The following is an 18,699-nucleotide window of genomic DNA, read 5'->3' on the forward strand; positions in this document are numbered from 1 at the left end:
CGCACGGTCCCGATCGGGACGCCGAGCGCGCGGGCGACCTCCCCGTAACTGAGGTCCGCCCAGGCGATCATCAGCAGCACCTCCCGGTCCGGCGGCGACAGCGTCGCGAGCGCCCCCGCCAGCTCGCGATGCGCCGCCCCGGCCGACACGCGGGCCGCCACCCGGTCGGCGTAGCTCTCGGCCACCGCGTCGAGGCCCGTCCTGGCCAGGGCGCGGTAAGCCCTGGTCTCGGTACGGCGGTGCTTGCCGATCAGGTTGGCGGCGATGCCGTACAGCCAGGGGCGGGCGTCGCGGTGGGCGGTGTCGTAGCGGGCGAGACGGCGGAAGGCGTCCAGGAACGTCTCGGCCACGATGTCGTCGGCCAGCGAATCGCCCAGGCGGCGGGTGACATATCTGTGGAGCGCGGGGGCGTGCCGGTCGTACAACGCCGAGAAGGCGGCGGGGTCGCTGCGGGCACGTCTGATCACCTCCGCGTCGTCCACCTCGGTGTCCTGCGTCAAACTCTCGACTCCGTTCTTCGGACTGAACATCCCCATTCACCCGATAGGACGGATCCGGTTCTCGTGTGACTCTGCAAGGATTTCGCCGATGGGCGCGGCGGCGCTCAGGGGGCGCCCACGTGGGTGCAAGCTCCACCCCCCGACGGGGAGCTACCGATCCCCGCGCCCCTTGGAGGAACCCGGCTCCGAAGTGGCAGACGCCTGCCCTCAGATGTCGAACTCGCCCTGGTTGGCGCCGTGCAGGAACACCTTCCACTCGTCAGGAGTAGAAGACCAGCGCCGGGCCCTGCGGGGTCTTGCCGTCACGGACGGCGATGATCCCCGGAAGGTTGGTCGCGACCTCGACACACTGCCCTGTGTCGGCGCTGGCGCTGGACTTGCGCCATTCCGCTCCGCGGAGGTCTACTGGGTCCATTTTTTGATCGCCTCCTCAATCGCCCGGGGTGTGACGTTCTTCGGCTGTGCGTCCGCTCGGATGGTGTCATATCGCTGCTTGAGGCTCATGACCGCTTCGTGATCTCCGGTGACCTGACCGGAGAGGACCGAGTCGGCGGAGACCACCTCCGAGCCGTCGCGCAGCCGCGCCAGTGCGAACGCGCTCATGGTGCCGGCCACGCAACCGGCGGCGACGGGCACCAGTTGAATGGTGATGTTGGAATGGCAGGTGAGTTCCAGCAGGTGGCGGAGCTGCTCCGCCAGGATCTCCGGCCCTCCGACCGGGCGGTGCAGCGCTCCCTCGTCGATGAGCGCGAGAAAGGCCGGAGGGCTGTCGCTGTCGAAGATCCTCATGCGCCGCATGCGGGCTTGGACCCGCTCTTCGACACGATCCCGCGGGACGGCGGTGGAGAAGACGGCGCGGGCATAGCCGGCGGTCTGCAGGATGCCGGGGATCAACAGCGGATCCCAGGATTGCAGGATGACGGCTTGCGGTTCGATCTCCTCGACCCACCGTGCGAACCAGCCCAGAGCAGACGACCGGGAGATCCGCTCATGGAGGCTGGTGAAATGGCCGTCGGCGCCGAACGCCTTGTCCACCTCGCGCGCGAATTCCAGCGTGGGAACCCGCCGGCCTTTCTCGACATGACTGACGAGTGATTCGTGGCAGTGAATGCGTGAAGCAAGCGCGAATTGCGTCAGGTGAGCCGCTTTACGGCGTTCCGCGAGGTCGCGAGCGAAACGCGCTCTGGGCGACAAATGGTCGCTGACATCGGAAGTCATAGCGTCTCCGCAGGTCAAGGACAGGGGATTGCCGTCCAGGCGCGCGCGCCGGGCCACCGTTCATGCCGGATCCGGGCGACAGCGCTTTGCCGCAGGAAACGCCCCGCCGCTTGAAGGGAGTTCATGTCACTTCTCCATGCCGTCTCCCTTCGGAAAGGCATGACGCCGGGGCGCGGCGATCGAGCTCCCGAACAAAGCCGGCAGGCGATTCGGCGCGGGCTGGACGACGTGAGCCTGGTGGCCGCGCTGTCGGTCAGGAGCGGCATGCACGCCGCCGATCCGCACGGCCACCGTGACGTATGAGCCGGCCTGGAAGTCCCGCTAGCGGACCACCCGGTACGTCAGGTGCGTGACCAGGGCGGTGCCCGTGGGCGGGGCCGCGGGGGTGAGGGTGATGTCGCCGGCGTCGGCCAGGAGGCGTTCGCCGCGGCCGAGGATCACCGGCGCGACGTGCAGGCGCAGCTCGTCGATGAGCCCGGCGGCCAGGTACTGGTTGACGGTGGCGGCGCCGCCGGCGATGGCGATGTCGCGGTCCCCCGCCGCCTCCCGCGCCATGGCGAAGGCGGCCTCGATGCCGTCCGTGACGAAGTGGAACGTCGTGCCGCCCTTCATGGGCAGCGGCTCGCGCGGGTGGTGGGTGAGGACGAACACCGGCGCGTGGTACGGCGGCTCCTCCCCCCACCAGCCGGTCCAGTCCAGGTCGAAGGCGCCGCGGCCGGGGTCGAACATGTTGCGGCCCATGATGAACGCCCCGGCCGCCGTGATGGCCTCGATGACCTCGGCGTGCTTCTCGGGCTCGGCGAACATCCACTCGTGCAGCCGGTCGCCCACGCCGTCACCGAACGGCTGCTCCAGGCTCTGGTTCGGCCCCGCCACGTAGCCGTCGACGGACATCCCCATGTCGCACGTGACCTTGCTCATCCTGGTTCGTCTCCTGTTGTCCGTGGCGCCCGTCCGGCGCCTTCACCAGGGAGTCGGAGCCGGTGCCGGGCTCTCTACACGGTGAGCGGAAATTTCCTGGAACGGGGTGGGAGGAGTCGAATCGGAGGCGGTCGGGTAGGTTCGGCGGTTAGGAAAGTTTCCTAATTGAGGAGTTGCACATGAGACTCGCCGTGATCGGGGGCGGTTCGACCTACACCCCCGAGCTCATCGACGGCTTCGCCAGGCTGCGCGACGAGCTGCCGCTCACCGAGATCGCGCTGATCGACCCGGACGCCACGCGGCTCGACCTGGTGGCGGGCGTGTCCCGCAGGATGTTGCGCAGGGCCGGGCACCCGGCGAAGGTGATCGCCACCGCCGACGTGGCCGAGGGCGTCGCGGGCGCGGACGCCGTGCTCTTCCAGCTCCGGGTGGGCGGCCAGGCCGCGCGGAACGTGGACGAGACGCTGCCGCTGGAGTGCGGCTGCGTCGGCCAGGAGACGACGGGCGCGGGCGGTCTCGCCAAGGCCCTGCGCACGGTCCCTGTCGTGCTGGAACTGGCCGAGCAGGTCCGCGCCCACGCCCCCGACACCTGGATCGTCGACTTCACCAACCCGGTCGGCATCGTCACCAGGGCGCTGCTGGACGCCGGGCACCGCGCGATCGGCCTGTGCAACGTGGCCATCGGGTTCCAGCGCCGCTTCGCCCGGCACCTCGGCGTGCCGCCGGAGCGGGTCGCGCTCGGGCACGTCGGGCTCAACCACCTGACGTGGGAGCGGTCGGTGGTGGTCGACGGCGTGGACGTGCTGCCGCGGCTGCTCGCCGAGCACGGGCAGGAGCTGGCCGACGACATCGGCCTGCCGGTCGGGCTGCTGCGCAGGCTCCAGGTGGTCCCGTCCTACTACCTGCGCTACTTCTACGCCCACGACCTGGTGGTGAGCGAGCAGCGGGCCAAGCCGTCGCGCGCGGCCGAGGTCGCGGCGATGGAGCAGCAGCTGCTGGAGCTGTACGCGGACCCGGCCGTGGACACCAAGCCGGAGCTGCTGGACAAGCGGGGCGGCGCCTACTACTCCGAGGCCGCCGTCGCACTGATCGCCTCGCTGCTCGGCGACCGGGGCGACGTCCAGGTGGTCAACACCCGCAACGACGGGACGCTGCCGTTCCTGCGCGACGAGGCGGTCATCGAGGTCCCGGCCAGGGTCTCGGCGTCCGGGGCCGCGCCGCTGCCGGTCGATCCGGTGGAGCCGCTGTACGCGGGCCTGATCGCGAACGTCTCCGCGTACGAGGAGCTGGCCCTCGACGCGGCGCTGCACGGCGGCGCGGACCGGGTGCGCAACGCGTTGCTGGCCCATCCGCTGATCGGCCAGGAGGCCGTCGCGGACGAGCTGACCGGCCTGCTGCTGGCGGCGAACGAGCGGTACCTGCCATGGTGATCATCGCCGTGGACGCGGGCAACAGCAAGACGCACGTCGTCGTGCTCTCGGGCGACGGCACGATCCTGGCCCAGGGCGACGGCGGGCCGTTCGAGCCGCAGACCGTCGGCGTGCCGGCGGCGGTGGACGTCGTGGAGGAGGCCGTGCGGCGGGCGCTCGGACCGCCAGCGGCTCCCCCGTACGCCGACCAGCTCCACGCCTACCTGGCCGGGGCCGACCTGCCGGTGGAGGAGGAGGCCCTGGCGGCCGAGTTCCGCGCCCGCGGGATGGCGGCCGACGTCGTCGTGGGCAACGACAGCTTCGCGCTGCTGCGGTCGGGGGCGTCCGGGCCGAGCGGCGTCGCGGTGGTGTGCGGCGCGGGCATCAACGCGGTCGGCGTCTCGCCCACGGGCGGGGTGGCCCGCTTCCCCGCGCTCGGCCGGATCAGCGGCGACTGGGGCGGTGGCGGCGGCCTGGCCGAGGAGGCGTTGTGGCACGCCATCCGCGCCGAGGACGGCCGGGGCGCGCCCACCGCGCTCGCCGGCCTGATCAAGGAGCACTTCGGCACACGGACGGTCGAGGAGGTGGTGCTCGGGGTGCATTTCGGGCAGATCGAGCGGCATCACCTGACCGCGCTCGCCCCCAAGGTGTTCGAGGCCGCCGCGTCGGCTGACGCGATCGCGCTGGAGCTGGTCACCCGGCTGGCCGACGAGATCGTGGTGATGGCCGAGGTGTGCCTGCGCCGCCTGGACCTGCTGGAGACGCCGACGGAGGTCGTGCTGGGCGGAGGCGTGCTGCACGCGCGCATCCCGCTGCTGGTCGCGATGCTGGAGGAGCGGTTCGCCGTACGGGCTCCGCTGGCCAAGCAGGTGATCCCGGACCAGCCGCCGATCGTCGGGGCCGCGCTGAACGCCCTGGACCGCATCGGGGCCTCCGAGGAGGCCAAGGCTCACCTTCGAGCCCAGTTCCAGGAGGTCCGGGCAGCGTCCTGAGAATCCGAGCGCAGTTCTAGAGAGGTATTGACGCACGTGGAGCGGTAAGTCTAGAGTCAGCCGCCAACCGTCTGGAAAGTATCCGGACGGTTGGCGGTCAAGGAGGCCCCCCATGTCCACCAACCCCAGCCGACGTGAGGTTCTTCGACGTATCGGACTCACCGCCCTGACGGCGGGCCCGGGCGCAGGGCTGCTCGCCGCGTGCGCCACGGGCCGCTCCGCCGCTCCGGTCGCCTCCACCTCGGCCGCGCCCACCTCGGCCGCCAACCCCCTCGGCGTGGACGCCGCCAGACAGCTGGAAGTCGTGATCTTCAGCGGCGGCAACGGCGACGGCTACGCGACCGACCTGCACGAGGCCCTCTACAGCAAGGCGTACAAGACCGCCAAGATCAAGCACGTGCCCACCCAGAAGGTCGGCACGCAGCTGCGCCCCCGCTTCATCAGCGGCGACGCGCCCGACGTGGTCAACAACTCCGGCCCCGACGCCCTCGACCTGCAGTCGCTCGTCGCCGAGGGGCACCTCGCCGACCTGACGCCGCTGTTCGACGCCCCCTCCCTGGCGGACCCGGCCAAGAAGGTGCGCGACACCCTGGTCGGCGGCGTCTACGAGAACTCGCTGATCGACGGCGTGCCCCGGGTGCTGCAGTACACGGTCGCCCACCGCGCCCTGTGGTACAACGCCAAGCTGTTCGACCAGCGCGGCTGGCAGGCGCCGAAGACGTGGGCGGAGTTCAACGCCCTCGGCGAGGAGGCCAAGAAGGCCGGCATCGCGCTGTTCGCCTACCCGGGCCAGGTCGGCCCGTTCTACCAGCTCTGGAACCTGGTCTACAGCGCCGCCAAGATCGGCGGCAACAAGGTGATCGTCGACATCGACAACCTCGCCGACGGCGCCTGGCAGGCCGAGCCCGTACGGCAGGCCGTCGCGGCGTGGGCGCAGGTGCAGCGCGACTTCGGCGACAAGGCGTACTTCGGTCTCGACCACACCCAGACGCAGGTCAAGCACCTGCAGGACAAGGTGCTGTTCTACCCCTGCGGCTCCTGGCTGGAGAACGAGATGGCCAAGGACCGGCCGGCCTCGTTCGAGTACGCGATCGCCCCGGTGCCCAGCATCACCGCCGCCGACGCGATGCCGTACGAGGCGATCATGATCGGGGTGAGCGAGGCGTTCTTCGTGGCGGCCAAGGGCAAGAACCCGCAGGGCGGCCTGGAGTACCTGCGCATGATGTTGTCGCGGGAGGGCGCGCGCGGCTACACCGAGCTGACCAAGAACCTCACCGTCGTCAACGGCGTCGTGGACGGCCTCGACCTGACCTCGGCCGTGCGCAGCGCGGCCAAGGCCCAGGAGGCGGCCGGGACGAACATCATCACCGACGCCCGCTTCGAGGGCTGGTACAAAGAGCTGTTCGACCACGGGCAGGTCCAGACCAACTCGGTGATGTCCGGACGCATCACGCCCGAGCAGTTCTGCGCGAACATGCAGAAGAAGGCCGACGAGCTCAAGGCGGACTCCGCGATCGCCAAGCAGACCAGGAGCGTCTGAGCGATGAGGCGGCACGGCTTCGTCGCGGGCTTCCTCGCCCTGCCCGTGGTCCTCTACGCGGTCTTCGTGATCAGCCCGTACGTCCAGGCGTTCCAGATCGCGCTGACGGACTGGCGCGGGGTGTCGGCGAACCTGAACTTCGTCGGCCTGGACAACTTCCGGCGGATGCTCGGCAACGACGCGTTCTGGCAGGCGGTCCGCAACCACGCGATCCTGCTGGTCACGCTGCCGTTGGTGACCATCGCGCTCGCGCTGGTCTTCGCGTACCTGCTCGGCGACTCGGCGGGCACGCCGGGAGCCCGGTTCTACCGGGTGATCTTCTTCCTGCCGCAGGTGCTGGCGGTCGCGGTGGTCGGGGTGCTGTTCAAGGCCGTCTACCGGCCGGACGCGAGCGGCGTGCTGAACGGCGCGCTGGCGAAGCTGGGCGTCGAGCCGGTCGGCTGGCTGACGGACCAGAACCTGGCGCTGTGGTCGATCATCGCGGTGATGGTGTGGCAGGCGGTCGGCTTCTACGTCGTGCTGTTCTCGGCCGGGATGGCGGCCATTCCGAAGGACGTGTTCGAGGCGGCCGCCCTCGACGGCGCCGGGCGGCTGCGCACGTTCTTCTCCATCACGCTGCCCCTGGTGTGGGACACCGTCCAGGTGGCCTGGGTCTATCTGGGGATCGCCGCGTTCGACGGGTTCGCGTTGGTCAACGTCCTGTCGGTGGAGCAGGGCGGGCCGGACGGCGCGACCACCGTGCTGGCCACGGAGATCTACAAGAACGCCTTCTCCTACTCCCGGTTCGGCTACGCCTCGGCCATGGGCGTGGCGCTGTTCTTCCTGACCCTCACCTTCGCCGCGCTGACGTTGCGCGTGACCCGCCGCCAGAAGGTCGTCTACTGAAATGTTCCGAAAAATCAGCATCCAGGCTGTTCTCGGCCTCTGGGCGTTGCTCATCATCGCCCCGCTGCTGTGGACCCTGCTGGCCTCGTTCAAGAGCAACGCCGAGATCTTCGGCGACGCCCTGCAACTGCCCGGCGAACTGCGCTGGGACAACTGGGCGCGGGCCTGGGAGCGGGCCAACATCGGTCGCTACCTGCTCAACACGGTCATCGTGGTCTTCTTCGGCGTGGCCGGGACGATGCTGCTCAGCTCGATGGCCGCGTACGTGCTGGCCCGCTACCGCTTCCCGGGCAACCGGCTGGTCTACTTCCTGTTCGTCTCCGGCATGGCCTTCCCTGTCTTCCTGGCGCTCGTGCCGCTGTTCTTCGTGGTGGACGGGCTCGGGCTGCTCAACAGCCACGTCGGCCTGGTTTTGGTCTACGTCGCCTACTCGCTGCCGTTCACGGTGTTCTTCCTGACGTCCTTCTTCAGGGCGCTGCCGGACGCGGTGGCCGAGGCGGCGATGATCGACGGGGCCTCGCACACCCGCACGTTCTTCCAGGTCATGCTGCCCATGGCCCGCCCGGCGCTGGTCAGCCTGACCATCTTCAACGTGCTCGGCCAGTGGAACCAGTACCTCATCCCGCTGGTCCTGCTGCCCGGCGACAAGAGCCTGTGGGTCATCACCCAGGGCGTGGCCGACATCTCCACCATCGCCGGGTACGAGGCCGACTGGCCCGGACTGTTCGCCGCCCTCAGCATGACGGTGCTTCCCGTCGTGCTGATCTATATCGTCTTCCAGCGACATATCCAGTCCGGGCTGACCTCAGGAGCGCTGAAGTAGGAATGTCTTCAGGAAACCCCACCGTCTTCCGCACGCTCAACGAGCGCGCCGCGCTCACCCTGCTCCTTGAGCACGGCGGCCTCACCCGCGCCGAGCTGGAACTGCACACGGGCCTGTCCAAGGCGTCGGCGGCCGAGGTGCTGCGCAGGCTGGAGAACAGCGGGCTGGCCAGGAAGGCCGGCCTCAAGCCGGGCAACGCCGGGCCGGCCGCGCAGATGTGGCAGCTCGACGGCTCGGCCGCGCGCGTCGCGGGGGTCGATCTCACCACGAGCTCGATCGAGGTGTCGGTCGCCGACCTGACCGGCCGGGTGCTCGGCACCCATCGCACCGAGGCGACCGGCGACGCCCGGCGGCTGCTGGCCGAGACGGTCGCCGCGGCCGGCTTCGAGCTGGACCGGCTCGACCAGGTCGTGGTGGGCGTGCCGGGCGTGGTGGAGGCCGACGGCCGTCGGCTGCGGCAGGCCGTGCAGCTGTCGGGCTGGTCCGGCCTGGACGACCTGCCGGGCAACGTGCGCCTGGAGAACGACGTCAACCTGGTCGCCATCCGCGAGCTCCAGGAGCACGACGACAGCAGCTTCGTGCTGTTCTGGGTGGGCGGCGGGGTCGGCGCGGGAGTCGTGCTCAACGGCGCGCTCTGGCGGGGCGTCACCGGGCGCGGCGGCGAGGTCGGCTCGGTCATCGTGCCCGACCCGGTGACCACCGGCCGCCGCTACGGGCAGGACGGCGGGCCGCTCGGCGCGCTGCTCGGCGCCGAGCCGCTGGCCGCGCTGGCGCAGGCGCACGGCCTGCCCGGCGACCCCGCGCTCACCGCCGTGAGCCGCACGCTGGCCGAGGCCCCCCAGGGCTTCCTCGACGACGCCGCCGCGCGGGTGGCGCTCGGCGTGACGGCCGCGATCGGGGTGCTGGACCCGGGCCTGGTCGTGCTGGCCGGGCCGCTGTGCGTCGCGGGAGGCGAGCCGCTCAGGGCGCGGGTCGCCGACCGTCTGGCCTCGACGCCGCTGGTGCCGGTGACCGTCGCCCTCAGCGCCGTGAACGGCAACGCCGTGCTCGGCGGCGCTCTCAGCTACGCCCTGGACCTGACCCGCGAGCGGGTCTTCCAAGCCGGTACGGCCGGTCGTACCGGTGAATCCAACCCCTAAGGACGCACATGTTGAGAACCCTCGTGATCGCCGCTCATCCCGACGAGCCCGAGATCTACGCGGGCGGCACGGCCGCGCTGCTGGCACAGGCCGGCCACGCGGTGAAGTTTTTGACGCTCACCAACGGCGACGCCGGGCACCACGAGCTGGAGCGCGGCCCGCTGGCGCGCCGCCGCGCCGAGGAGGCGTGGCGCGCGGCCGACGCGCTGGGCGTGGTGGACTACGAGATCTTCGACGTGCACGACGGCATGCTGGAACCCACCGTCGAGCTGCGGTTGCGGGTGCTGGCGCAGATCCGCGCCTGGCGGCCCGACCTGGTGATCGCCCTGCACGCCGACGGCGGCGGCCACCCCGACAACCGGGCCGCCGGGCAACTGGCCGCGCACGCGGTCGAGTTCGCGATGACGCGCAACCTGGAGGTGGGCAAGCCGGCCCTGCGGCGCATGCCGGTGTGCCTGCTCATGACGGACTACGCCTCCGCCCCCGTCCACCGGCCCGACGTGGTGGTGGACGTGTCCTCGGTGCTGACGGCCAAGCTCGACGCGTGCCTGGCCCACGCCTCCCAGTTCCTGGAGTTCGCGCCGTGGCAGCGGGGCTTCCTGGACCAGGCGCCCCCGCCCGGTGACGTGGCCGCCGGACGGGCGTTCGTGCTCGAACACTGGGCGGAGTTCCTGAAGGAGGAGACCTTCCAGTTCGCCGGCTACGGCAGGAAGGCCGACCGGGAAGAGGTCGGCCGCCTGCTCGCCGGGACCGCCGCCCCGGTCGCGTAGCGGCCCGGCGTCAGCCGGTGTAGTTCTTGCCGGGGGGCCTGCCGGGGATCGGCTTGGCTATGACGGCGACGGGGATGAAGAAGCAGATCTGGCCGATCGCCAGGACGAGCGTCCACAGGGCCTTGTCGTCGTAGTGGGCGGCCGCCCTGGCGTACAGCTCGTCGGGGACGCGTTCCCCGGCCGGGTTCGCGGTGAGGACGGCCTCCACCAGCTCCAGCGCCACCCGTTCGGCGCCGGAGAAGTAGGGGGCGTCCCGCCAGGACGCCACGGCGGCCAGGCGCTCGTCCGGCTCCCCCGCCCGGCGCAGCAGGTCGGCCTGCCGGACCGTGTGGTACGTGCTGCCGACGATCTGCCCGGCGCGCAGTTGTACCAGGCCGACGGTGCTCCCCGGAATCGCGCCGTTGCGGGTGGCCTTGGTCATGGCCACCGCGATCTCCCCCAGCTCGGGGAAGAACCTGGAGGGATCGGGCAGACGCGACTGGAGGTTCTCCTGCTCGGTCGTCGTGGACATCGGCTTCCCTTCTTCTGCGATCGTGTCTCGGCGGTCCGACGACGCAGCGTCCGGAAATGTGAGGGTCAGGCCGCCGTCCAGGGGTGCAGCTTGTCGGGGTTGCGCACCGCCCACAGCCGCTTGATCCGGCCCTCCGCCACGTCGAACGCCACGACCATCACGGTGACCCCGTCGCGCTGGGCCACCAGGCCGGGGCGGCCGTTGACGGTGCGCTCCAGCAGCGTCATGGCCGGCGCCCTGGTGGCGATCTCGACGGCGTAGCGGGCCACCCGCGCGGCGCCCTCGATCGGCCGCAGCACGGCGTTGACCACCCCGCCGCCGTCGGCGACGCCGACCACGCCGGGGTCGAGCAGGGCGATGAGGGCGTTGATGTCCTTGGCCTCCCACGCCTGCTTGAACTCGCGGACGATGCCGGCCTGCCGGGCCGCCGGCGTCACCGAGGTCCGCGCGGCGTCGACGCGGTGCCGGGCGGAGGAGGCCAGCTTGCGGCAGGCGGCCGGGGTGCGGCCGACGATCGCCGCCACCTCGGCGAAGGGGTAGCGGAAGACGTCGTGCAGGACGAACGCGACCCGCTCGGCCGGCGTCATCGACTCCAGCACGACGAGGAAGGCCATGTTGACCGACTCGTCCAGGGTGACCCGGTCGGCGGGGTCGTCGCCGGCCCATTCCGTGCGGTCGGGCAGCGGCTCGGGGATCCATTCGCCCACGTAGCGCTCGCGGCGGGCGCGGGCCGAGCCGAGCACGTCCAGGCAGATGCGGCCGGCGACCCTGGTCAGCCAGGCGCCCGGCGACTCGATGGCCTCCTGCTGCCCGGGGGACATGGCGTACCAGCGGGTGTAGGTCTCCTGGACGACGTCCTCGGCGTCGGCCAGCGAGCCGAGGAGGCGGTAGGCGAGGTTGATGAGCTGCCGGCGCTCGCTCATGATCGCGTCCAGGCCGGGGTCGGGTGCGGTGGTCATGATGTGGACGACTCCCTTAGTCGCATTTGCCCTAGTGTGTCCGACGAGACGGCGCTCCCGGATGTGAGGTCACCGCGCCACCTCACATATCCGGCGGCCACGTCGTCGGACTTTTCGAAGGCAAGCCCCAGAAGCGGACCGCCGTCACCCGGCGGTCGAGGAGTACCCCATGTTGCTACGTGTCGCGATCATCCTGCAGACCCTGGCCCTGTTCGCCGCGCCGGTCACCGCCGGGCTGCTGTTGTCGGTGCCCAACGGGCAGCCGCTGCACAGCGCCGCCGCGTACACGGTGTTCGTCGTGGCGGTGCTGCACCTGGTGGCCGCGATCCTGGCGTGGCGGCCGGGCGGCGGCTCGCCGAAGCCGATCATGCACGCGGCCGGGTTCCTGGTGCTGGTCAGCGCCCAGGTCGCGCTGGGCATCGCGCACGTGACGGCCCTGCACGTGCCGCTGGGCGTGCTGCTGTTCGCCGGCAGCGTGCTTCAGCTCAGCCGGGTCTGGACGGCGCGGTCCAGCGACCGGGCCAGCCGCACGCTCTCCTCCGTGTAGCCGAGAGCGGCGTAGAACTGGCGGGCTGTGGTGTTGGCGGCGCCCGTCTCCAGGGTGAGGTGGCGCAGCCCCTGGTCACGGGCCCAGTCCTCGGCCGCCGCCATGAGCCGGCGGCCCAGGCCAGCGCGGACGGCGTCCGGGGCGACGGCCAGCTCGCCGACGTAGGCGTCCTCGTCGCCGGTGAAGTGCCGCTGCCGGTCCACCGAGACGACGCCGACCACCCGGGAGCCGCGCACGGCGACGAAGACCGCTCCCCGTCGTTCCCCCGCCGCGGCGACGGACCCGGCGAGCCACCGCTCCGCCGCCCGTACGGCCGCGCCGGGGTCCCGCCAGGCCGCGACCCCCTCCGCCAGCCGGGGCGCCAGCGCCAGCACCCCCGGACGGTCCTCTTCGCGGTAGGGCCGGATGCGGACGTGCGCCTGAGCCATGTCCTCCATGCCGAGCAGCATGACAGGCCGGACCTGCGGGAAAAAAGGGCCACCGCGCCGCCCGGCGCCTCAGCGCGGGTCGCCGGTGAGGATCCACAGGTGGCCGTACGGGTCGCGGAGGCGGCCGGAGCGCAGGCCGTAGGGCCGGTTCTCGATCGGCACGAGCGTCCGCGCGCCCTGGGCGGTCATGCGCTCGCCGATGGCATCCGGGTCATCGACGACGATCTCCAGGAGCACCGGCGAGCCGCCCAGGTCGTCCGGCGAGAGCCAGCCCCAGTCGGCGACGGCGGGCGAGACCCGGAACGCGGCGCCGCCGAGGCGGTGCTCGATGACGGTGGGCCGCCCGTCGTCGCCCGGTGCGGCGCGGAACACCTCCTCGCTGCCCAGGGCGTCCCGGTAGAAGGCGGACGCCCGGTCGGGGTCGGGCACGATGAGGCGAGGAACGAAGTGCAGGTCCATGTGGCCATCGTGGCGGCGCGCGGCGGCCGGAGTCTTGAACAAACGGGCACGGACCACGGCGGGCGCCGCAGGCCCGGGGGTCAGTGTGGAACTGCAGGAGGCGGGGCGGGCGGGCCTTCGGCGCGCAGCCATTCCGTGGGCGTGCAACCGGCCATCGCGCGCCACTCCCTGGTCAGGTGCGCCTGGTCGGCGAAGCCCGAGGCGGCGGCCACCTCCGCGAGCGCCGGCCGTCCGGAGCGCGCGGCGGCCACCAGCCGGCGCCGGGCGGCCTCGAAGCGGACGAGCCGCTGGTACTCCTTCGGCGTCACCCCGAACTCGCCGCGCACCGCCCCGCTCAGGTGCCGCCGCGAGCACCCGAGCAGCCGGGCGGCCTCCTCGACCCGGGCGGTCCCGGACAGGGCCGCGAGCGTGGCCCGCGAGGCGCGGCGGGCGGTGCGGTCGCCGTGGCGGGCCAGCCCCGCGAGCAGACGGTGTTCGACCAGGGCGCGGCGCTGGGCCCAGGACCGGCAGCCCGCCAGCCGCTCCGGCAGGTCGGCCAGCGCCGGGACGACGTCGGCGAGGTCGGCCACCTCCCCGGCCAGCGCCGAGGCGGGGACCCCGAGCAGGGCGGCGGCGCCCGGCGGGGTGAGCGTCAGCCACACCCCGCGCGTGCCCGCCCGCTGCCGCAGCTCGGCCGCGTCGAGGTGCAGCCCGGCCACGGCGGCGCGCAACCGCCTACCCGGCCCCGGCCGCCCGAGCCAGGCGATGTCGACCGGGCCGTCCTCGGGGATCGTGACCGACAGCGTGGACGACGGCAGCCCGCGATGAACCCCGCCCGAACCGGGCCCGAGGTCGTAGGCGGCCAGCGTCGTCACGTACGGCGACAGCGCGGCGGGCATTCCATCGGCGCTCACCCTGCCACGGTACGGCCCGCCGGCCGCCCGCCGGTCCCCCAGGTCCGGCGCGCGGGTGACGGGCGGGCCGGTCGGGGTAGCGGCCAGGGCATGCACACACTCGTCAAGGGACTGATCGCGGGAGCGGCGGGCACCACGGCGCTCAACACCGTCTCCTACCTGGACATGCTCGTCCGGGCGCGGGCCGCCAGCAGCACGCCGCGGCAGGCCGTGGCGAAGTTGTCCGGCCTGACGCACACCGACCTCGGCGACGGCGACCGGGCCGCCAACCGCACGGAGGCGCTGGGCTCGCTCATGGGGTACGCGACCGGCGTCGCCTCGGCCATCGCCTACGGGTTCCTGTCGGGGCGGCGCAGGTCGTGGCCGGTCGGGGTGCTGGCGCTCACCGCTCTGGCCATGTCCGGCTCGAACGTGCCGCTGACGTTGCTCGACGTCACGCATCCGAGCGAGTGGCCGGCGGACGCGTGGGTCTCCGACGTCGTCCCGCACCTCGCGTACGGGATCACGGCGTACGCGGCGTACGAGCTGATGCGCTGACCTGGACGCGTCCGGCGGATTCTGTCGGTGGCGGCGGGCAGGATCGAGCCGTCCGACCGCGTCCGCACGGAAATGGAGATCGGGTTGTCCCCCACGCATCCGCAGGTGATCGGCCACGCCTTCCTCAAGGCCCTCTACGCCGACGGCTACTACCCCGACCACGTCGTCGACAAGGGCAGGGCCGTCCTGCTGCGGCTGTGCGAACGCGTCGAGACCGAGCGGCCCGGCGACCTGGCCTCCCTCTACGCGCTCACGCATGCCGCCACGGAGGAGTTCAACGCGCTCGACGAGGAGTTCCACGAGGCCGGCAGCGAGATCGAGACCGTCGCGCGGGAGGCGATCGCCGAGGAGTTCTGGTTCGTGGCCACCACCTACGGCTTCCCGGAGGCCGACGTCGAGGAGCTGATCGCCACCCGCGAGTGGTGACGCGTCAGGCGCGGGCGTTGAGCCGGGCGTAGGCGGCGGGCGGCATGCCGACGGCGGCGGTGAAATCGCGGGTCAGGTGGGCCTGGTCGGTGTAGCCCAGCTCGGCGGCGAGCGTGGCCAGGTCCAGGCCCTGCCGCACGCGTTCGGCGGCCTCGTGCAGCCGGAAGTGGCGGATCACCCATTTGGGGCCGATGCCGACATAGTCCCGGAAGAGCCGTTGCAGCGAGCGCACCGACCGGCCCGCCCGCGCGGCCAGCTCGTCGACCCTGGTCACGGTCACGTCGTCCTCGGCCAGCCCCACCAGGGCCGCGGCCTCCTCGGCGAGCGGGTCCGGCGCCGGCCCGAGCGCCCGCAGGAACGCCTCCACCAGCGCGATGGCGGCGCCCGCGTCCGGCTCGGCCAGCACGCCTTCGACCAGCGCCGGGCCGGTGGCCGGGAACATCTCGCCGATCTCTGCGAAGCGGCCGGTGAGCTCGGACACCGGGCCGCCGAGGAACGTCCGGAAGCCGCCGGGGCGGAAGCGGGTGCCGAGCGCGCGGCCGGTGCCCCGCATCGTGTACGAGAACCCGCCGTCGATCACCCCCGCGATCCGGTGGAAGTCCTGGGCGATCGTCATGTTCACCGTCGGGTGCGACAGGATGCGCTGCTCGTACGGCTCGGCGAGGTCGGTCCAGGTGACGACCCAGAAGTGGGCGACGTACGCCGCCAGCTCCGGCGACGGCGCCTGGCGCGCGAAGTCGAAGGCGGCCAGCCCCGCGTAGGGGTTGACCCAGCCGCGCTGTCGCGTTTCTACAAGCCGCGCCCGAGGCAGGCGGGACATCATGTCTGCCATGGAAGACATGATGCCGCTGATGACCCGGGTCACCCACCGGACCGCCGGCCTGGTGGCCGCCGTGCGGCCCGACCAGTTCGGGTCCCCGACGCCGTGCGCGGAGTTCGACGTCAAGGCGCTGGTCAACCACCTGGAGTGGGTGGCGGAGATGTTCGCGTCGCTCGCGCACGGCGGGGAGCGCACCGAGCAGGGCCCGTACGCGGGCGACTTCCCCGAGCGGGCCGAGCGCATGCTGGCCGCCTGGTCGCGGCCGCAGGCGTGGGAGGGCACGTGCGCCGCGCTGGGCAGCCTGCCGATGACCATGGTGGCCCACCTGTGGCTGGTGGACATGGTCGTGCACGGCTGGGACCTGGCCAGGGCCACCGACCAGGCGTACGAGCCGGACGCCGAGGCCGTCGCCCGCGCACTGGGGTTCACGGAGCAGTCGGTGGAGATGGGCCGGCAGAGGGGGGCGTTCGGACCGCCGGTGGCGGTGCCGGACGACGCCCCCCCGTTCGACCGGCTGCTCGGCCTGATCGGCCGCGACCCGGCCTGGAAGCCCTGACCGGCCCACCCGCGAAGGGGACGACGGGTCAGCGGGCGGCGGGCACGGGCGCCACGCCCTCCCGGACGGCCACGGCCCGCCGCCAGGCGGCGAAGAGCGCCGCGGCGATGTACAGCACCTGCTCCGGGACGCGCTCCCACAGCGGCGTGGCCTCCCCGCCCGCGAACGGCACGTCGGAGACCGCCGCGTAGACGTTCGCCGGGAGCAGGCCGACGAACAGCAGGGCCAGGCAGATCCCGGCCGCCCGGCGGGTGGCGGGCAGCACCAGCCCGATCGCCCCGGCCAGCTCCAGCACGCCGGTCAGGTAGACCACGGCGGCGGGGAACGGCACGAAGGGCGGCACCATGCGCACCAGGTCGCCGTGGTTCGGCATGAAGGTCACCCCTTCAGGGACGAAGTGCGCGCTTCCCGTCATGACCACCATGACGGCCAGCCCGTGCGCCACCGACACCTGCCACGTGCCGAACCGCCGTACGCCGAGCGCGCCCAGCAGCCGGAAGCCCAACGTGGCCACCAAAAGAACGATCACCGTCACCGGAACACCTCATTGGATAGTACTGTTATCCGATATTGGATAACAGTACTATCCAATAGGCGCGGAAGCAAGCGCGGACAGCAAGAAGCCGTGCGGGTCAGGACGACCCGCACGGCTTCGCGCGTTGAGGAGGGACGGCTAGATGCCGATGGCGGCCTCGGGCTGCATGAGGCGGCGGGCCGCCTCGGTGATCGAGCCCGACAGCGACGGGTAGACCGCGAACGAGTGGGCGACCTGGTCGACCGTCAGCCGCTGCTGCACGGCCAGCGACACCGCCAGGATCAGCTCCGAGGCGCGCGGTGCCACGACCACGCCGCCGAGCACGATGCCGGTGTGGGGGCGGCAGAACAGCTTGACGAAGCCGTCGTTGAAGCCCTGCATCTTGGCCCGCGCGTTGGTGGCCAGCGGCAGCTTGACCACGTTCGCGTCGATCTCGCCCGCCTCGATCGAGCGCTGCGCCACGCCGACGGCCGCGATCTCGGGGTCGGTGAAGATGTTGGAGGCCACCGTGGCCAGCCGCAGCGGCTGGACGGCCTCGCCCAGCGCGTGCCACACGGCGATGCGGCCCTGCATGGCGGCGACCGAGGCCAGCATGAGCACGCCGGTGCAGTCGCCGGCCGCGTAGACGCCGGGCGCGGACGTGCGCGAGACCTTGTCGACCTTGACGAAGCCGTTGCGGTCGAGCTGCACGCCGGCCTCCTCCAGGCCGATGCCGCCGGTGTTGGGGACCATGCCGACCGTCATCAGCGCGTGGGAGCCCTCGGCCGTGCGGCCGTCCTCCAGGGTCACCACCACGCCGTCGGCCGTGCGCTTGACGGAGGAGGCGCGCGAGCGGCCCATGACGTTCATGCCGCGCCGCCGGTAGACCTCCTCCAGGACCTCGGCGCCGTCGGCGTCCTCGTTGGGCATCATCCGGTCGCGGCTGGAGACCAGCGTGACCTCCGCGCCGAGCGAGCGGTAGGCGCCGGCGAACTCCGCGCCGGTCACGCCGGAGCCGACCACGATCAGGTGCTCGGGCAGCTCCTCCAGGTCGTAGAGCTGCCGCCAGGTGAGGATGCGCTCGCCGTCGGGCTCGGCCCCCGGCAGCACGCGCGGCGTCGCGCCGGTGGCCACGAGCACCACGTCGGCCCTGATCGTACGGTCGCCCGCGCGCACGACCTGCGGATCGACCAGCCGCCCTCGCGCCTTGATGATCTCGACGCCCTCGGCCTCGACCCGGGTCGCGATGTCGGCCGACTGGGCCTGGGCCAGCTCCTTGACCCGCTTGTTGACCAGCGGCAGGTCGACGCCGACCACGCCGGCGTCGCCGTCGGGGCCGCCCGAGAACGACACGCCGAGCGAGGGCGCGTCGAGCAGGGCCTGCTTGCGGACGGAGGTGGCGATCAGCGTCTTGGACGGCACGCAGTCGGTGAGCACGCAGGCCCCGCCCGGCCCGTCCTGCTCGACCATCGTGACCTGTGCGCCTAGTTGGGCGGCCACCAGCGCCGCTTCGTAGCCGCCCGGCCCGCCACCAATGATCACGATCCTCGTCACGTGTCCCATTCTCCCGCACGTGCCCCCGGAAGCCGCAACCGGCCCATGACGGGATCACGCTCCGGCGGACATGGGGGACACATGGGCCTTCCGTGCCCGGCTTGATGGACCGACACGCCGGGTCAGCGTGGCAGTATGGCGCGGTAGCTGGATGACGAGCGGCACCCGGCGAGAGGGGTGGATCGTGGCGTGGCTTTCGGATCAATCAGGGAAGCCGAATGATCTACGGCTTTACGGCTCCTACGGGATGAACATGGACCCCGAGCAGATGGCCATGCGCGCCCCGCACTCCCCGATC

General features: G+C 72.0%; 23 protein-coding genes. 11 read left to right on the forward strand and 12 right to left on the reverse strand.

Annotation, left to right across the window (positions count from 1 at the left end; genetic code table 11):
• From ACWCSD_RS26875 to ACWCSD_RS26890, 4 genes are all read right to left on the reverse strand, one after another.
• Positions 1 to 500, reverse strand: a 500-nt coding sequence (locus ACWCSD_RS26875) for an RNA polymerase sigma factor (RefSeq protein WP_449918855.1), incomplete at its 3' end; no start/stop codon positions are given.
• Between the two features lie 259 nt (positions 501 to 759).
• Positions 760 to 915 carry a DUF397 domain-containing protein gene (locus tag ACWCSD_RS26880; protein WP_397165304.1) on the reverse strand — a complete coding sequence of 52 codons (156 nt, stop codon included), beginning with the start codon at positions 913 to 915 and terminating at the stop codon, positions 760 to 762.
• Positions 903 to 1,718 (reverse strand): helix-turn-helix domain-containing protein, encoded by an 816-nt coding sequence (locus tag ACWCSD_RS26885; RefSeq protein ID WP_397165303.1) that lies wholly within the window; start codon positions 1,716 to 1,718, stop codon positions 903 to 905. The genes ACWCSD_RS26880 and ACWCSD_RS26885 overlap by 13 nt, the downstream gene beginning before the upstream one ends.
• A gap of 321 nt (positions 1,719 to 2,039) precedes the next feature.
• A complete protein-coding gene (locus ACWCSD_RS26890) occupies positions 2,040 to 2,639 on the reverse strand; it encodes a dihydrofolate reductase family protein (protein ID WP_449918859.1) in 600 nt (199 codons plus the stop codon).
• A 179-nt stretch (positions 2,640 to 2,818) separates the two neighbouring features.
• Between ACWCSD_RS26890 and ACWCSD_RS26895 the strand changes: the two genes are divergently transcribed.
• From ACWCSD_RS26895 to ACWCSD_RS26925, 7 genes are all read left to right on the forward strand, one after another.
• Positions 2,819 to 4,069 (forward strand): 6-phospho-beta-glucosidase, encoded by a 1,251-nt coding sequence (locus ACWCSD_RS26895; RefSeq protein WP_449918862.1) that lies wholly within the window; start codon positions 2,819 to 2,821, stop codon positions 4,067 to 4,069.
• The gene (locus ACWCSD_RS26900; protein ID WP_397165300.1) at positions 4,063 to 5,040 is read left to right on the forward strand and encodes an N-acetylglucosamine kinase; all 978 of its coding nucleotides are present in this window, start codon (positions 4,063 to 4,065) and stop codon (positions 5,038 to 5,040) included. Before ACWCSD_RS26895 ends, ACWCSD_RS26900 begins: the two co-directional genes overlap by 7 nt.
• Positions 5,041 to 5,152: 112 nt before the next feature.
• Positions 5,153 to 6,580: an N-acetylglucosamine/diacetylchitobiose ABC transporter substrate-binding protein gene (gene ngcE, locus ACWCSD_RS26905; RefSeq protein ID WP_387669034.1), complete on the forward strand. Its 1,428-nt coding sequence runs from the start codon at positions 5,153 to 5,155 to the stop codon at positions 6,578 to 6,580.
• Positions 6,581 to 6,583: 3 nt separating this feature from the next.
• Complete coding sequence (locus tag ACWCSD_RS26910; protein WP_397165298.1) at positions 6,584 to 7,465, forward strand: carbohydrate ABC transporter permease; 882 nt, start codon at positions 6,584 to 6,586, stop codon at positions 7,463 to 7,465.
• A 1-nt stretch (position 7,466) separates the two neighbouring features.
• Positions 7,467 to 8,288 carry a carbohydrate ABC transporter permease gene (locus ACWCSD_RS26915; RefSeq protein WP_358282444.1) on the forward strand — a complete coding sequence of 274 codons (822 nt, stop codon included), beginning with the start codon at positions 7,467 to 7,469 and terminating at the stop codon, positions 8,286 to 8,288.
• A gap of 2 nt (positions 8,289 to 8,290) precedes the next feature.
• Entirely contained in the window at positions 8,291 to 9,427 is a 1,137-nt protein-coding gene (locus ACWCSD_RS26920; RefSeq protein WP_397165296.1) for an ROK family transcriptional regulator, read from the forward strand.
• Between the two features lie 8 nt (positions 9,428 to 9,435).
• Positions 9,436 to 10,197 (forward strand): PIG-L deacetylase family protein, encoded by a 762-nt coding sequence (locus tag ACWCSD_RS26925; RefSeq protein ID WP_397165294.1) that lies wholly within the window; start codon positions 9,436 to 9,438, stop codon positions 10,195 to 10,197.
• 10 nt (positions 10,198 to 10,207) lie between these two features.
• On the opposite strand, the gene ACWCSD_RS26930 is transcribed toward ACWCSD_RS26925, so the two are convergent.
• Entirely contained in the window at positions 10,208 to 10,708 is a 501-nt protein-coding gene (locus ACWCSD_RS26930; RefSeq protein WP_397165292.1) for a carboxymuconolactone decarboxylase family protein, read from the reverse strand.
• A gap of 65 nt (positions 10,709 to 10,773) precedes the next feature.
• A complete protein-coding gene (gene sigJ / locus ACWCSD_RS26935; RefSeq protein ID WP_449918869.1) occupies positions 10,774 to 11,667 on the reverse strand; it encodes an RNA polymerase sigma factor SigJ in 894 nt (297 codons plus the stop codon).
• A gap of 169 nt (positions 11,668 to 11,836) precedes the next feature.
• On the opposite strand from sigJ, the gene ACWCSD_RS26940 reads away from it, so the two are divergent.
• Positions 11,837 to 12,214, forward strand: a complete 378-nt coding sequence (locus ACWCSD_RS26940; RefSeq protein WP_397165288.1) for a hypothetical protein — start codon at positions 11,837 to 11,839, stop codon at positions 12,212 to 12,214.
• Here the strand turns inward: ACWCSD_RS26940 and ACWCSD_RS26945 are convergent.
• The 3 genes from ACWCSD_RS26945 to ACWCSD_RS26955 all read right to left on the reverse strand — a co-directional run bounded on the left by ACWCSD_RS26945 (position 12,148) and on the right by ACWCSD_RS26955 (position 13,994).
• Positions 12,148 to 12,651, reverse strand: a complete 504-nt coding sequence (locus tag ACWCSD_RS26945; RefSeq protein WP_449918872.1) for an N-acetyltransferase family protein — start codon at positions 12,649 to 12,651, stop codon at positions 12,148 to 12,150. The two genes, ACWCSD_RS26940 and ACWCSD_RS26945, sit on opposite strands and share 67 nt — an antisense overlap.
• 60 nt (positions 12,652 to 12,711) lie before the next feature.
• Positions 12,712 to 13,101 (reverse strand): VOC family protein, encoded by a 390-nt coding sequence (locus ACWCSD_RS26950; RefSeq protein WP_449918874.1) that lies wholly within the window; start codon positions 13,099 to 13,101, stop codon positions 12,712 to 12,714.
• Between the two features lie 80 nt (positions 13,102 to 13,181).
• Positions 13,182 to 13,994: a helix-turn-helix domain-containing protein gene (locus ACWCSD_RS26955; RefSeq protein WP_397165284.1), complete on the reverse strand. Its 813-nt coding sequence runs from the start codon at positions 13,992 to 13,994 to the stop codon at positions 13,182 to 13,184.
• Positions 13,995 to 14,084: 90 nt separating this feature from the next.
• Here ACWCSD_RS26955 and ACWCSD_RS26960 point away from each other — a divergent pair, with 90 nt between their 5' ends.
• On the forward strand, positions 14,085 to 14,531 hold the full coding sequence (locus tag ACWCSD_RS26960; protein WP_449918877.1) for a hypothetical protein: 447 nt from the start codon (positions 14,085 to 14,087) through the stop codon (positions 14,529 to 14,531).
• 27 nt (positions 14,532 to 14,558) lie between these two features.
• A complete protein-coding gene (locus ACWCSD_RS26965) occupies positions 14,559 to 14,957 on the forward strand; it encodes a DUF5713 family protein (protein WP_397165282.1) in 399 nt (132 codons plus the stop codon).
• Between the two features lie 4 nt (positions 14,958 to 14,961).
• Here ACWCSD_RS26965 and ACWCSD_RS26970 read toward each other — a convergent pair whose 3' ends face one another.
• A complete protein-coding gene (locus tag ACWCSD_RS26970; protein ID WP_449918880.1) occupies positions 14,962 to 15,789 on the reverse strand; it encodes an AraC family transcriptional regulator in 828 nt (275 codons plus the stop codon).
• Between ACWCSD_RS26970 and ACWCSD_RS26975 the strand changes: the two genes are divergently transcribed.
• On the forward strand, positions 15,788 to 16,333 hold the full coding sequence (locus ACWCSD_RS26975) for a TIGR03086 family metal-binding protein (protein ID WP_449918882.1): 546 nt from the start codon (positions 15,788 to 15,790) through the stop codon (positions 16,331 to 16,333). The genes ACWCSD_RS26970 and ACWCSD_RS26975 overlap by 2 nt on opposite strands.
• Before the next feature lie 28 nt (positions 16,334 to 16,361).
• Here ACWCSD_RS26975 and ACWCSD_RS26980 read toward each other — a convergent pair whose 3' ends face one another.
• Together ACWCSD_RS26980 and ACWCSD_RS26985 are read right to left on the reverse strand one after the other, a co-directional pair.
• On the reverse strand, positions 16,362 to 16,868 hold the full coding sequence (locus ACWCSD_RS26980) for a hypothetical protein (RefSeq protein WP_397165277.1): 507 nt from the start codon (positions 16,866 to 16,868) through the stop codon (positions 16,362 to 16,364).
• A gap of 138 nt (positions 16,869 to 17,006) precedes the next feature.
• On the reverse strand, positions 17,007 to 18,401 hold the full coding sequence (locus ACWCSD_RS26985; protein WP_352325471.1) for an NAD(P)H-quinone dehydrogenase: 1,395 nt from the start codon (positions 18,399 to 18,401) through the stop codon (positions 17,007 to 17,009).
• Positions 18,402 to 18,699 lie beyond the last annotated feature (298 nt).

It is taken from the genome of Nonomuraea sp. NPDC001684, assembly GCF_053596515.1.

Excerpts from the sequence above, each read along its gene's own strand:
- ACWCSD_RS26900 (WP_397165300.1), top strand. The coding sequence starts at position 4,063 with ATGGTGATCATCGCCGTGGACGCGGGCAACAGCAAGACGCACGTCGTC.
- ACWCSD_RS26940 (WP_397165288.1), top strand. The coding sequence starts at position 11,837 with ATGTTGCTACGTGTCGCGATCATCCTGCAGACCCTGGCCCTGTTCGCC.
- ACWCSD_RS26880 (WP_397165304.1), bottom strand. The coding sequence starts at position 915 with ATGGACCCAGTAGACCTCCGCGGAGCGGAATGGCGCAAGTCCAGCGCC.
- ACWCSD_RS26950 (WP_449918874.1), bottom strand. The coding sequence starts at position 13,101 with ATGGACCTGCACTTCGTTCCTCGCCTCATCGTGCCCGACCCCGACCGG.
- ngcE (WP_387669034.1), top strand. The coding sequence starts at position 5,153 with ATGTCCACCAACCCCAGCCGACGTGAGGTTCTTCGACGTATCGGACTC.
- ACWCSD_RS26895 (WP_449918862.1), top strand. The coding sequence starts at position 2,819 with ATGAGACTCGCCGTGATCGGGGGCGGTTCGACCTACACCCCCGAGCTC.
- ACWCSD_RS26945 (WP_449918872.1), bottom strand. The coding sequence starts at position 12,651 with ATGGAGGACATGGCTCAGGCGCACGTCCGCATCCGGCCCTACCGCGAA.
- ACWCSD_RS26910 (WP_397165298.1), top strand. The coding sequence starts at position 6,584 with ATGAGGCGGCACGGCTTCGTCGCGGGCTTCCTCGCCCTGCCCGTGGTC.
- ACWCSD_RS26890 (WP_449918859.1), bottom strand. The coding sequence starts at position 2,639 with ATGAGCAAGGTCACGTGCGACATGGGGATGTCCGTCGACGGCTACGTG.
- ACWCSD_RS26925 (WP_397165294.1), top strand. The coding sequence starts at position 9,436 with ATGTTGAGAACCCTCGTGATCGCCGCTCATCCCGACGAGCCCGAGATC.
- ACWCSD_RS26915 (WP_358282444.1), top strand. The coding sequence starts at position 7,467 with ATGTTCCGAAAAATCAGCATCCAGGCTGTTCTCGGCCTCTGGGCGTTG.
- ACWCSD_RS26970 (WP_449918880.1), bottom strand. The coding sequence starts at position 15,789 with ATGGCAGACATGATGTCCCGCCTGCCTCGGGCGCGGCTTGTAGAAACG.
- ACWCSD_RS26960 (WP_449918877.1), top strand. The coding sequence starts at position 14,085 with ATGCACACACTCGTCAAGGGACTGATCGCGGGAGCGGCGGGCACCACG.
- sigJ (WP_449918869.1), bottom strand. The coding sequence starts at position 11,667 with ATGACCACCGCACCCGACCCCGGCCTGGACGCGATCATGAGCGAGCGC.
- ACWCSD_RS26975 (WP_449918882.1), top strand. The coding sequence starts at position 15,788 with ATGGAAGACATGATGCCGCTGATGACCCGGGTCACCCACCGGACCGCC.
- ACWCSD_RS26885 (WP_397165303.1), bottom strand. The coding sequence starts at position 1,718 with ATGACTTCCGATGTCAGCGACCATTTGTCGCCCAGAGCGCGTTTCGCT.
- ACWCSD_RS26930 (WP_397165292.1), bottom strand. The coding sequence starts at position 10,708 with ATGTCCACGACGACCGAGCAGGAGAACCTCCAGTCGCGTCTGCCCGAT.
- ACWCSD_RS26920 (WP_397165296.1), top strand. The coding sequence starts at position 8,291 with ATGTCTTCAGGAAACCCCACCGTCTTCCGCACGCTCAACGAGCGCGCC.